Source organism: Sediminibacterium sp., from assembly GCF_030695065.1.
Taxonomy (GTDB): Bacteria; Bacteroidota; Bacteroidia; order Chitinophagales; family Chitinophagaceae; genus Sediminibacterium.
This window is the reverse complement of sequence record NZ_JAUYTR010000023.1, coordinates 617,886-630,030: the sequence shown is the minus strand read 5'-3', so window position 1 is coordinate 630,030 and position 12,145 is coordinate 617,886. Positions and strand designations below refer to the sequence as shown.

Sequence of the window (12,145 nt, the reverse complement as noted above, 5' to 3'; positions counted from 1 at the left end):
TTATAGTTTAATAAGTTCTTCCCAATATTCTGCCGCTCTTCTGGTATGAGGAATTACAATGGTTCCCCCAACAATGTTGGCTACTGCAAAAATTTCATATATTTCTTCTGTGGTTACGCCTAGTTCAAAACTCTTGCCTAAATGGTATTTAATACAATCATCACAACGCAATACCATACTAGCTACCAAGCCCAACATTTCTTTGGTTTTTTTATCCAATGCACCGGCATCGTAGGTATTGGTATCTAAGTTCCAAAGGCGCTTCATCACTAAATTATTCTTGCTCAGAATCACTTCATTCATTCGCTCTCTATAGCTATTGAATTCATTCACCATTTCGCTCATATATCGGTAATTGTTCTGCAAAAATACAGCAGCAATGCATAGCCAAACCAATTTCTTTGTATTTTAACCTTCAAATACTGTCGAATGAAGAAAATTTTACTGTTCATTTTCCTAATGCCATTATGGGTATTGGCACAGCAATCTGCTGATTTGGTTAAAATAACCGATATGTACAAAATGAAACAAATGAGCGCCATTAGTTTAAGCCCAGATGGTAAACAGGCCTTGTTTGTGTTAAACAGTATTGAACCCGAAGGCAATAGTAAATGGGAATATAAATACACCAATCAACTGTATTTAGTAGCTGCAGATGGTTCTTCAGCCCCAAGAGCATTAACGCATAAAGAAAATGCGAGCCAGCCTACATGGAGCCCTGATGGTAAAAAAATAGCATTTGTTAGAGCAGTAGACGGCAAGCCGCAAATCTTTTTTCTTTCTTTAGAGGGAGGTGAGCCTGTTCAAATTACCAAATTTAGATACGGTGCCAGCAGCCCTCAGTTTAGCCCAGATGGAAGTCAACTATTGTTCAGTGCTTCTGTTTCTTTGGCAGATCTATTAAAAGACAAAGAACTCAACCCAACTGCAGCTGTTCCAAAGTGGCCAGCAGAGAAACCTGGGTTTGAACAGAATCAATTCCTCCAACCCAATAAAGCCTTACCCAACCCAGATGGAACAACAGAAGAAATTAGGGCATATTTAGAATTGAATGTTGCAGAGAGAAAAGCAAAAGTCATTCATAAATTAAATTTTCAGGAAGAATCTACTACATCGGGTGATCAATCTTTTTCGCATTTATTTATTGTTGCTGCTGAAGCAGGATCAACACCTAAAGCCCTTACGCAAGGCTTTCATCGTTTTGGGGGCGCGAGCTTTACACCCGATGGCAAACAAATTGTATTTACAGGCAATACCGACAGTACACAACACCCCGATCGTGCATTAGAAAGCCAAGTATTTATGGTGAATGCAGACGGATCTGGTATGAAACAATTACTAGGTGCAGTAGGTAAATCTTATTCAAATCCTTCTGTTTCCCCATCTGGAAAATGGCTAGCAGTTCAAGTAGGTACCGTTTCTTTTGTGAATGTACCTGAATTAGCAGTGATGCCATTGAATGGAACATCAGCAGATTTAGTTGCACTTCCGTTTGATAGAAACAAGGGTGGACTTACTTGGAGCAAAGATGAACAGTATATTTATTTTACTGCACAGAGCAATGGTGGTGCACCTATTTATCGCATCAATTTAAAAACAAAAAAATCAGAACAACTAACTTCTGTAGATGAAGGCATCTCAAGTTTTTCTATGAAGGCCGATAAACTGGTTTTTGTAAAAACTGCAGTGGCCAATCCTTTTGAATTATACACCACTGATATCAATGGTAAAAACGAAAAGCGTATCAGCAGTTTCAACTACGATTGGGTAAGTAAAAAACAATTGAGTTTACCAGAGAAAAGAACTTTCAAAAACGAGAAAGGATTAACCGTTGAATACTGGATTATGAAACCTGCTAATTATGTAGCGGGCAAAAAATATCCAACTATTTTAAATATACATGGAGGCCCTTCTGCAATGTGGGGACCTGGTGAAAGCTCTATGTGGCATGAGTTTCAGTACTATGCAGCTAAGGGTTATGCAATTGTTTATGGCAACCCCAGAGGATCTGGAGGATACGGCGAGGAATTCCTAAGAGCCAACGTAAATGATTGGGGTGCAGGACCTACTTCAGATGTATTAACTTCTGTAGACTTAGCAGCAAAAGAAGGATTCATTGATACAGCTAGATTAGCTGTAACTGGTGGATCTTATGCAGGTTATTTAGTTGCATGGATTATCAGCCACGACCACCGCTTTAAAGCGGCATGCGCCCAAAGAGGCGTGTACGATTTAGGTACTTTCTTTGGAGAAGGCAATGCATGGAGATTGGTGCCTAATTATTTTGGCGGCTATCCTTGGGAAGAAAAAACCAGACCCACTTTATTTCGTGAATCGCCCATTAATTATGTAGATAAAATACATACCCCCTTTATCATTTTCCATGGCGAGAACGATTTAAGAACCGGCGTTATTCAAAGTGAAATGCTCTACAAAAGTTTAAAGGTCTTGGGCCGAACCGTAGAGTACGTAAGGCATCCAGGTGGTACACATGAATTAACCAGAACAGGGAATAACCGTCAGCGGGTAGATCAAATGCTTAGAACCATTGAGTTTTTTGATCGATTTATTAAGCATTAAATCTTTTCAGCCCCAAAATAAGACTGTAAAGCCGCAGGAATATGGATGCCTTCTGGTGTTTGGTTATTCTCTAACAAACAAGCAACTATGCGTGGCAATGCCAATGAACTACCGTTGAGGGTATGCACCAATTGGGTTTTACCATCTACCCCTTTGAATCTGCATTTCATTCTATTGGCTTGGTAGCTTTCGAAATTGCTGACACTGCTCACTTCTAACCAACGCTCTTGTGCTGCACTGTACACTTCAAAATCATAGGTAATGGCACTGGTAAAGCCCATGTCTCCACCACATAAGCGTAAAATGCGATAAGGCAGTTCTAAAGCTTGTAATAATTTTTCTACGTGCAACACCATATCTTCCAGTGTTTCATAACTCTTATCTGGATGAACAATTTGAATGATTTCTACTTTTTCAAATTGGTGTAAACGATTTAATCCACGAACGTCTTTGCCATAACTGCCCGCTTCTCTTCTAAAGCAGGGAGAATAAGCCGTCATTTTTACAGGGAAATCGCTTTCTTTTAAAATGGTATCTCTGTACACATTGGTAACAGGTACTTCTGCAGTTGGAATCAAATAAAAATCGTCTTCTGTTGCATGGTACATTTGCCCTTCTTTATCGGGCAACTGCCCTGTAGCATAAGCAGAGTCTGCATTTACCATAAAGGGTGGCAAGTATTCGGTATACCCCGCTGCTGTATTGAAATCTAGAAAATACTGAATCAAAGACCGTTGTAATTTGGCGCCCTTCCCTATATATACTGGGAATCCACTACCGGTGATTTTATTTCCCAATTCAAAATTGATCAGATTGTATTTTGTAGTGAGGTCCCAATGGGGAACGGAGCCCTCGGCTAGTGTTGGCATTGATCCCCCCGTTCTAACTACTTCATTTTCTTCTGGTGTTTTGCCTTCGGGAACCATATCGGCTGGCAGGTTCGGCAGCTGAACCAATTGGTCGGCCAGTTCTTTTTCTAACTGCGCCATTTTCTCTTTTAGCGGTTCAAGTGTTTGCTTCCAATTGGCTACATTTTGCTTAATGGCTTCTGCTCCTTCTTTATCTCCCTTGGCCATTAATTGTCCAATTTCTTTAGATGCCGCATTCACTTTGGCTTGTGTATCGTCAAATGCTGCTTGTATTTTTTTGCGCTCATCATCTGTTTGTATAATGGCATCCACCAGTTCTGGCTGTTTAAAATGCTTCTTGGCTAACAACTGCTTCACTCTTTCTGGGGTCGCTTTTAATACACTTACCTGTAACATATGCTCAAATTTGCTGCAAATATACCTTATCAGGGTTGATGATGGCATGCCTTGATGGTTTACCTTTGCAGTATGTTTATTACAGATGACTTGATGCAACGTTGGTGGGCTTTGGAAGCCAAATTATTGGAGCGTTTTGGCAAAAAGCCCGATTTAGAGGCCGTTTTGTTCTTAATTGGTCTTCAGGAAACAGGGTTTATGGCCGAAAAAATATCGAAAGAGCAAAAACAAGATTTGATGCATGTGGCAGTTTGTTCCGTGCTGGCTCAAAGCGGCTATTATTTAGTAGAAGGAAAGGATGAAGAGGGTTGGCCGCATTTTGCTCAATTGAAACAATTGCCCGAAATGAGCCTGCCTGAACAAGAGAATTTTATTAAGGACCATGTATTGCTTTATTTTGAGCAAGCAGGGTTTTAAATACCTTTATGACCGATAATTAATTTTATCACTCCAATTTTTATTCAATATTTGCAATATAAAAATACCGCTTTATGAATTTTCCAGCAGAACTACGTTACACCAAAGACCACGAATGGATTAGTATTGAAGGCAATATTGCCACTATTGGCATTACCGATTTTGCTCAACACGAATTGGGTGATATCGTTTATGTAGACATCAATACCGTTGGTAAGGTATTGGCTGCAGAAGAAGTTTTTGGTACTGTTGAAGCGGTAAAAACCGTTAGTGATTTGTTTTTGCCATTAGCAGGAACCGTTACTGAAGTAAATACTTTACTAGAAAAACAACCAGAATTGGTAAATACCGATCCTTATGGTGATGGTTGGATGATTAAGATGACGGTTACTGATCCTTCTAGTTTTGAGGGTTTAATGACCAAAGATGCTTATGAAGCATTGGTTGGCTAAAATGCCCTGATTCAATTTATCCTATTTGTTATATTTGGAACAAGCACAACATTACAGCGAGTCCGAACTTATTTTGCTGCTTACCCAGCAAAGTGAAACTGCATTCAGTTACTTGTACGACCATTATTCAGGTGCACTATACGCTAGTATACTTAGTATTGTAAACAACCAAGAAGCCGCTGCTGATACTTTGCAGGAAGTTTTTATCAAAATTTTTCGGCAAATTCACTCATACGATAGTAGTAAAGGTCGTTTGTACACCTGGATGCTGAATATTGCCCGTAATGCTGCAATTGATACTACAAGGAGCAAGGGCTTTCAAAAAACCCAAAAAAACCAAGCGCTTTCTGAAAACGTATATGATTTAGCAGGTAGTGCAGAAATTAAAACTGACTTTATCGGGTTAAGAAAACTGGTGCATGGTTTAAAGCCTGAATGGAGGGTTTTAGTTGAATTGTCTTATTTTGAAGGGTATACCCAAGATGAGATTGCAAAAATGCTGGATATCCCCTTAGGTACGGTAAAAACAAGGCTGCGGGCTGCTTTAAAAGAATTGCATAAATTAATTAAAGAGTGAATACACAGGAATACATACAAAGTGGAATAATTGAAAGCTATGTATTAGGCATGGCTAGCTCAGCTGAAGTAGCTGAGTTGGAACAATTATGTCTACAGTATCCTGAAATTAAAAAAGCGTTAAATGATTTTGAGCTGGCATTAGAAGCCAATGCTTTGTCTAAAGCAGTAACTCCGCCCCCTCAGGTAAAAAAACAAATTTTTGCTGCTTTACAATCCAATTTTGTTGAAAATGAAAATAAAGCTGCAGAAAATACAAAAGCATTGGCGAGTCCGTTGAATGAAATGATGGTAGTAAAAATGAATCAGCCTAGTCGATTCCTTGCTGCAGCTTCAATTATACTTTTAGTGATTAGCGGAGGAATGAATATCTACTTTTATAGCAAGTTCAAAGAAACTACCCAACAATACCAGGCCCTTGTTTTGGAGAAAAATACTTTGCAAGCGAATAACCAAATTATGCAAACGAAAAGTTTGGATATGTTTAATAGCATGCAAATGATGACAGACCCCAATATGCAGAAAGTGTCTATGCCAGGAATAACTGGCAAGGAAGCTAATTATGCTACAGTATTCTGGAATTTGAAATCAAAAGATGTTTACATTTTACCTAATAAATTACCTCAGCCTGCCAATGGCAAACAATACCAACTCTGGGCAATAGTAGACGGGAAACCCGTTGATGCAGGAGTCATTAGTGATTGTGCCGGCCTTTGCAAAATGAAAAATATTCCTTCTGCTTCTATGTTTGCCATTACATTAGAAAAATTGGGAGGTAGCGAAACACCTACACTTTCAGAAATGTATGTAGCGGGTAAAGTTGGGTAGTTTAGTCGTATAGTAACTAAATACGGTTATCTTTAAGCCGTATAATTCATATGAACGTAGATCAAATTAAAAAATTACTTGGGTTAAAAAAAGCGATTATTTCGCTTGAAAATAAAATATTTAACCTAGTCTCCTTCTTGGTATTTATTGCCATGATCATCAGCCTTGCTAGTAATATTTTATTAGAAAGAGACACACTATTGTTAAGCATGATTCTTGGCTTAGCAATGATATCATTTTATGTGTTCTATATTTCTAGATATCAAGAGAAATTCGTTCCTATTGGGGTTATATACATTGTATTTAGCTTACTGTTTTTTATACCAATATGGTTTAGCAATGGAGGGATTGAAGGATCTACAAAAACAGCTTACTTGCTGAGCGTTGTAGCCGCCATGATGATACTTCCTAAGCGATTTCATTTACCCTTTATCATCATCACTATTCTATTGATTCTAGGATTGTATGTTTTAGAATTAAAACATCCTGAATGGCTCACTCCATACCCATCCAATACCATCAAACAAATTGATATACTCATTAGTACCATTCTGTATCTTTTAATTATTGCCGTAAGCGTTAGCTTATATAAACGCACTTATGATATTGATCGTAATAATTTAATTAAGAAATCAAACGATTTAGAAGAGTCAAAAGAATACTTATCGGAAACAAAGCAGCAAGCAGAGGAAGCAACAAAAGCAAAATCACGCTTTTTGGCTAATATGAGCCATGAAATTAGAACCCCATTAAATGGAATAATTGGCACAATAGATTTACTACAACACACTCCGCTGAATGCAGAGCAAGAAGAATTAATGCTTTCGTTAAAATCGAGTAGCACCCATCTTTTAGAAATCGTTAATGATGTTTTAGATATTTCAAAAATTGAAGCAGATAAATTAGAGTTATTTGAGGGGCCTTGTAATTTGCAAAACATTATTCAACAAGTAACCGCAATAAGTAGCCCACGCTTAATTGCGCTCAAAAAAAATATTGTACTTAGCTCAAATATTCATCCTTCTGTAGAAAATGAAATTATAGCCGATGAAAGTAGAATTAAGCAAGTGCTTATTAATTTGTTAGGCAATGCCATAAAGTTCACAGAAACTGGTAGTATTAAGCTTGATGTAACAGCTAATCTTATTGACGAATCTTTACAAGAACTCCATTTTGCTGTATCCGATACTGGTATGGGAATAAGTGAAGAACATATTCAAACTTTATTTATTCCCTTTACACAAATAGATTCAACTGCCACTAGAAAACATAGTGGAACAGGTTTAGGCTTATCCATTTGTAGAAAAATTATTGAAGAAATGGGAGGCAGAATTTGGGTAGAAAGCCAAGTTGGTAAAGGGTCTACTTTCAAATTTATTATTCCTGTTCAAGTAAATTTAGTAAGAAAAAATCAGCAACAACCACAACGAAATACCGCGGGCACTATTAGTGGCACCGAAATAAAGCCTTTGAAAATGTTGGTTGCCGAAGACAATAATATGAACCAATTATTGGCAACTAAAATGTTTAAAAAAATTGGATATATCATTGAAATAGCCAATAATGGAAAAGAAGCAGTTGAAATGACTGCTAAATACGATTACGACTTGGTTTTCATGGATATTCATATGCCCGAAATGGATGGAATAGAGGCAACAGAAAAAATTTTAAACAGCGGGAAAGAGAAAATTCCTATTATCATTGCAATGACCGCCAATGCTGTTAAAGAAGCAGAAGCTGAATATCTTCAGTTAGGTATGAAAGACATTGTAACCAAACCATTCACTATTGAACAACTCAGAAAGGTTCTGGAGAAGTGGGCTCATTAAGCCAACTTTATTTAGCCTATTTTTTATTACTAGTTTAATACTTTTTACTCTGCCTGCGAGTAAAGTGCCTCGTGTTTATTGGCTCCAAATACCCCATTTTGATAAAATTATCCATGCAGGTATTTTTACTGTTCTATGCGCTACCGCTTATTTATGGCTGAATCATTATTATTCACATGCCGAAAAAATGATTGCTTTTTTAATTGTGTTGCTAATGACTGGATATGGTATTGGAATAGAATTTATTCAAGCCGAGTTAATAGAGGGTAGGTCTTTTGAAATATTGGATATTCTAGCTGATTTTACAGGCTGTATCTTGTTTTTAATAAGTAGACCTTTCTTGAAACGACTTTAAAAAAGTCGGCCCCTGTAGAAACAGGGGCCTCAACCAAAACTAACTGCTTATGAGAAAAATTTAAATCAATTTGTATTTCTTATATAAATTCAAACCTCGTGCCAATCTGAGTAATCATCTGTTAATGATTCTCTAATGATTTGTTCTATGTATAAGACTCATTTGTATTCAATCTGTTTAATAAAGAACTGTTAAAAAGCTTGAATACTTATGCAGCATTAAGTTACGGATGATAATTCATAAATCCATCATCAATTAAGTTAAAATTTTTTAACATCCTTTTATTTTAACCTAAGCAAAAGCCTAATTTTGGTTCATGCCTTATTTTAACCTAAGCGACAGCATTAACCTATTATCTAAACTAACTTTTAAACGATTTTGGAATGGAGTAAAGGTTTACGCTAGTTTTAGGATTTCTAGATTACTTAGGAAACCAGTACAATGGGGAATGCCCATTTCCATTTCATTTGAACCAACCACTTCCTGTAATTTAAGGTGCCCAGAATGTCCTAGCGGTCTAAGAGAATTTACACGGCCTACAGGAATGCTTCAGAAAGATTTTTTCACAGAAACGATTGACGAAATAGCTCCTGAATTACTTTATCTAATCTTTTATTTTCAAGGGGAGCCTTATTTGAACCCCCAATTTTTAGAGATGGTTCAGTATGCCAATAAAAAAGGTATTTATACTGCTACTTCCACCAATGCACATTACTTAACCGACGAAAACGCCAGAAAAACAGTAGAAAGTGGACTAGACCGATTAATTATATCAATTGATGGAACTAGTCAAGATGTTTATCAGCAGTATAGGGTGGGCGGAAAATTAGAAAAAGTGATAGAGGGAGCCAGCAATATTGTAAAGTGGAAAAAACAATTAAAATCAAAAACCCCTTTTGTATTTTTCCAGTTTCTAGTAGTTAAGCCCAACGAACACCAAATTTCCGATATCAAAAAATTGGGCAAAGAGATTGGGGTAGATCAAGTAAGATTTAAAACAGCACAGATTTACAATTATGAAGAAGACCCTAATAATCTAATTCCAACCAATAAAAAATACAGTAGATATAAAACAGGGGCTAATGGTAAAATGAAAGTAAAAAGTGGTCTAAAAAATCATTGTTGGAAGCTTTGGCATGCCAATGTTATTACCTGGGATGGATTGGTTGTTCCCTGTTGCTTTGATAAGGATGCCATGCACCAGTTGGGAAATTTGAAAACACAAAGCTTTAAGGAAACCTGGAAAAACAATAATTATCATCAATTTAGAACAGAATTACTAAATAGTAGAAAAAATATTGATATCTGTTCAAATTGCAGCGAAGGCCTAAGTGTATGGGAAGATTAGGGGGAATGTTTGTACATTCGTTTACACGATGCATTATATGGGAATAGAAAAAGATATCCAACAAGAAAATTTCAGAAGTATTTACCAAAAACTTTCCATTAATCTAATTTTTTCGAATAACTGGATTACAGAAAAAATTAAATCTGTTTTACAAGAAGAAGATATCACCCATCAACAATACAATATTCTCAGAATTTTAAGAGGTAGCAAAAAACCATTGAGTACCCTTCAAATAAGGGAACGCATGCTCGATAAAATGAGCGATACCAGTAGAATTGTTGAAAGATTGGTAAAAAAAGACCTGGTTGAAAAAAAAGTATGCGATACCGATAAACGCTTAGTAGATGTGCGGATTTCACAAAACGGCTTAGATGTTTTAAATAGGTTAGATGAAAAAAATGGGGAGTTGGATGCTATACTAGAAAATCTATCACCAAAAGAAGCGGCTCAATTAAGTGATTTATTAGATAAAATGAGAGAGCGCATTTAAACAGATGACTTATCTTCATTGTATGAAAAACCAGACGCACTTTATCCTTGCGATCTTATTTATACTAATTGCAAATACCTTAATTGCACAGCCTTCACCCAATTATGAGTTCAGGGGAGTTTGGATTGCAACTGTTGAAAATATTGACTGGCCAGCTAAAAAAAATCTTTCGGTTGCAGAACAAAAAGCCAGTTTTACTCGATTATTAGATTTACACCAATCAAATGGTATGAACGCCATTGTAATGCAAATTAGACCAACAGGTGATGCATTATATCCTTCTCAATATGAGCCATGGAGTGAGTATTTAACAGGCAAACAAGGATTGCCCCCTACTCCTTATTACGACCCACTTGAATTCATGATTACTGAAACACATAAAAGGGGGATGGAGTTTCATGCTTGGTTAAATCCTTACAGAGCCGTATTTAATGTATTCAAATCATCTATTGCCCCATCGCATATTACCAAAATACATCCTGATTGGTTTGTTGTTTATGGCGATAAAAAATATTTTAACCCTGGTTTACCTGAAGTAAGACAGCATACCGTAAGAGTAGTGAAAGACTTATTAACTAGATATGATTTAGACGCCATTCATATGGACGACTATTTTTATCCATATCGAATAGCGGGTAAGGAATTCCCTGATCAAAAAACATTTGAAAAGTTGGGCGGCGGTCTTACAAAAGACAATTGGAGAAGAAGTAATTGCGATAGCATTATTGTAGACATCCACACTGCAATAAAAAATACCAACCCAAGAGTAAAATTTGGAATCAGTCCTTTTGGGGTTTGGAGAAACAAGAGCCAAGACCCAATGGGGAGCGATACTAAAGCTGGAGTAACCAATTACGATGATTTATATGCAGACATTTTACTTTGGTTAAGTAAAGGTTGGATAGATTACGTTACACCTCAACTCTATTGGGAACGTGGGCATAAATTGGCAGATTACGATGTGCTGTTAAAATGGTGGAACGAGAATGGATACGGTAAGCATATTTATATAGGACATGGAATTTATAGAGGCGGAAGCAACGATGCTTGGAAAAATAAAAATCAGATTCCAGAACAAATACAAGCACTCAGAAAATATGCAACTACACAAGGCAGCGTCTATTTTAGTAGTAAGACATTTGAGAAAAATTTGAATGGTTGGAACGATAGTTTAAGGAACAACTATTATCGTCATCCTGCATTAGTGCCACCAATGCCTTGGATTAATAACGATGCCCCAGATCAACCCAATATCATTCAAAAATCAAATACTGCGCTAATTACATACAACGGTCATTTAAAAATTAAAGGCTTTGGCATTTTTGCTGTGCCTTTGGGTAAAGAAGTCAAATTTATCAATAGTCAATTGCTTCAAATAATCGTAACAAACAAAGAAGCAAATATCAATTTGAACAATGTACCCGACGTAAATGGGAACAAACTCTATATAGCTACTATAGACCTAAATAATAATGTAAGTGCCTTAAAAGAGTTGAAATAATTACCCAAAAACAACTTTGTTTTCTGCACCTGGCCACACCCCAAATCGGTCCTCTACTGCTTTATAGCGATGATTAAAAATTCCACTTAATTGGCTTTTAACCATAATAACTTGGGCAATATCTCCTAAAAACCAGAGAGGTAGTTTGTAATGTACAATATCTGTCATTTCTACGCCACCTTCAATAGCTTTAAAATGGTGCTGGTGATGCCATAATGAATAAGGTCCAAAGCGTTGCTCATCCACAAAAAATTGTTTATCTGTTACGTGTGTTATTTCGGTCATCCAATAGAGCGGAATCCCTAAAACTGGCTTAACAGTGTATTCAATAATTTGACCGCTGTACATGCTAGGCCCATGGTGCTTACTTATAATATTAAAGCCCAAATTAGCAGGTGTAATTTCTTTTAAATTATCTGGCTTACTAAAAAAATCCCAAGCTAGATCTAAGCTTATGGGCATTTTTTGAACAGTTTTTATACTATAGACTTTTGACATAATATC

Annotated in this window: 13 protein-coding genes; 10 read left to right on the top strand and 3 right to left on the bottom strand. The window is 36.6% G+C overall.

Annotation, left to right across the window (positions count from 1 at the left end; translation table 11 throughout):
• Complete coding sequence (locus Q8S25_RS13540; RefSeq protein ID WP_305538652.1) at nucleotides 1-345, bottom strand: carboxymuconolactone decarboxylase family protein; 345 nt, start codon at nucleotides 343-345, stop codon at nucleotides 1-3.
• Nucleotides 346-429: 84 nt separating this feature from the next.
• On the opposite strand from Q8S25_RS13540, the gene Q8S25_RS13535 reads away from it, so the two are divergent.
• Nucleotides 430-2,580, top strand: coding sequence for a S9 family peptidase (locus Q8S25_RS13535; protein ID WP_305538650.1), 2,151 nt, complete (start codon nucleotides 430-432; stop codon nucleotides 2,578-2,580).
• Here the strand turns inward: Q8S25_RS13535 and serS are convergent.
• Nucleotides 2,577-3,845, bottom strand: a complete 1,269-nt coding sequence (gene serS, locus Q8S25_RS13530) for a serine--tRNA ligase (protein WP_305538648.1) — start codon at nucleotides 3,843-3,845, stop codon at nucleotides 2,577-2,579. The two genes, Q8S25_RS13535 and serS, sit on opposite strands and share 4 nt — an antisense overlap.
• 72 nt (nucleotides 3,846-3,917) lie before the next feature.
• On the opposite strand from serS, the gene Q8S25_RS13525 reads away from it, so the two are divergent.
• The 9 genes from Q8S25_RS13525 (at nucleotide 3,918) to Q8S25_RS13485 (ending at nucleotide 11,641) form a co-directional block, all read left to right on the top strand.
• Nucleotides 3,918-4,262, top strand: a complete 345-nt coding sequence (locus Q8S25_RS13525; RefSeq protein ID WP_305538646.1) for a hypothetical protein — start codon at nucleotides 3,918-3,920, stop codon at nucleotides 4,260-4,262.
• Nucleotides 4,263-4,336: 74 nt separating this feature from the next.
• Nucleotides 4,337-4,714, top strand: a complete 378-nt coding sequence (gene gcvH, locus Q8S25_RS13520; protein WP_305538644.1) for a glycine cleavage system protein GcvH — start codon at nucleotides 4,337-4,339, stop codon at nucleotides 4,712-4,714.
• Between the two features lie 34 nt (nucleotides 4,715-4,748).
• Entirely contained in the window at nucleotides 4,749-5,291 is a 543-nt protein-coding gene (locus tag Q8S25_RS13515) for an RNA polymerase sigma factor (protein WP_305538642.1), read from the top strand.
• Entirely contained in the window at nucleotides 5,288-6,118 is an 831-nt protein-coding gene (locus tag Q8S25_RS13510; protein WP_305538640.1) for an anti-sigma factor, read from the top strand. Before Q8S25_RS13515 ends, Q8S25_RS13510 begins: the two co-directional genes overlap by 4 nt.
• A 50-nt stretch (nucleotides 6,119-6,168) precedes the next feature.
• Nucleotides 6,169-7,947, top strand: coding sequence for an ATP-binding protein (locus Q8S25_RS13505; protein ID WP_305538638.1), 1,779 nt, complete (start codon nucleotides 6,169-6,171; stop codon nucleotides 7,945-7,947).
• Nucleotides 7,907-8,302, top strand: coding sequence for a VanZ family protein (locus tag Q8S25_RS13500; protein ID WP_305538636.1), 396 nt, complete (start codon nucleotides 7,907-7,909; stop codon nucleotides 8,300-8,302). Before Q8S25_RS13505 ends, Q8S25_RS13500 begins: the two co-directional genes overlap by 41 nt.
• A gap of 316 nt (nucleotides 8,303-8,618) precedes the next feature.
• Nucleotides 8,619-9,650 (top strand): radical SAM/SPASM domain-containing protein, encoded by a 1,032-nt coding sequence (locus tag Q8S25_RS13495; RefSeq protein WP_305538634.1) that lies wholly within the window; start codon nucleotides 8,619-8,621, stop codon nucleotides 9,648-9,650.
• Between the two features lie 37 nt (nucleotides 9,651-9,687).
• Nucleotides 9,688-10,140 carry a MarR family winged helix-turn-helix transcriptional regulator gene (locus Q8S25_RS13490; protein WP_305538632.1) on the top strand — a complete coding sequence of 151 codons (453 nt, stop codon included), beginning with the start codon at nucleotides 9,688-9,690 and terminating at the stop codon, nucleotides 10,138-10,140.
• A gap of 22 nt (nucleotides 10,141-10,162) precedes the next feature.
• A complete protein-coding gene (locus Q8S25_RS13485; protein WP_305538630.1) occupies nucleotides 10,163-11,641 on the top strand; it encodes a glycoside hydrolase family 10 protein in 1,479 nt (492 codons plus the stop codon).
• Here Q8S25_RS13485 and Q8S25_RS13480 read toward each other — a convergent pair whose 3' ends face one another.
• Entirely contained in the window at nucleotides 11,642-12,139 is a 498-nt protein-coding gene (locus Q8S25_RS13480) for an SRPBCC family protein (RefSeq protein WP_305538628.1), read from the bottom strand. It abuts the gene before it with no gap.
• Nucleotides 12,140-12,145 lie beyond the last annotated feature (6 nt).

Bases quoted from the DNA above. Each gene is read 5' to 3' on its own strand.
- Q8S25_RS13540 (WP_305538652.1), bottom strand. From the start codon at position 345: ATGAGCGAAATGGTGAATGAATTCAATAGCTATAGAGAGCGAATGAAT.
- Q8S25_RS13535 (WP_305538650.1), top strand. From the start codon at position 430: ATGAAGAAAATTTTACTGTTCATTTTCCTAATGCCATTATGGGTATTG.
- serS (WP_305538648.1), bottom strand. From the start codon at position 3,845: ATGTTACAGGTAAGTGTATTAAAAGCGACCCCAGAAAGAGTGAAGCAG.
- Q8S25_RS13525 (WP_305538646.1), top strand. From the start codon at position 3,918: ATGTTTATTACAGATGACTTGATGCAACGTTGGTGGGCTTTGGAAGCC.
- gcvH (WP_305538644.1), top strand. From the start codon at position 4,337: ATGAATTTTCCAGCAGAACTACGTTACACCAAAGACCACGAATGGATT.
- Q8S25_RS13505 (WP_305538638.1), top strand. From the start codon at position 6,169: ATGAACGTAGATCAAATTAAAAAATTACTTGGGTTAAAAAAAGCGATT.
- Q8S25_RS13495 (WP_305538634.1), top strand. From the start codon at position 8,619: ATGCCTTATTTTAACCTAAGCGACAGCATTAACCTATTATCTAAACTA.
- Q8S25_RS13490 (WP_305538632.1), top strand. From the start codon at position 9,688: ATGGGAATAGAAAAAGATATCCAACAAGAAAATTTCAGAAGTATTTAC.
- Q8S25_RS13485 (WP_305538630.1), top strand. From the start codon at position 10,163: ATGAAAAACCAGACGCACTTTATCCTTGCGATCTTATTTATACTAATT.
- Q8S25_RS13480 (WP_305538628.1), bottom strand. From the start codon at position 12,139: ATGTCAAAAGTCTATAGTATAAAAACTGTTCAAAAAATGCCCATAAGC.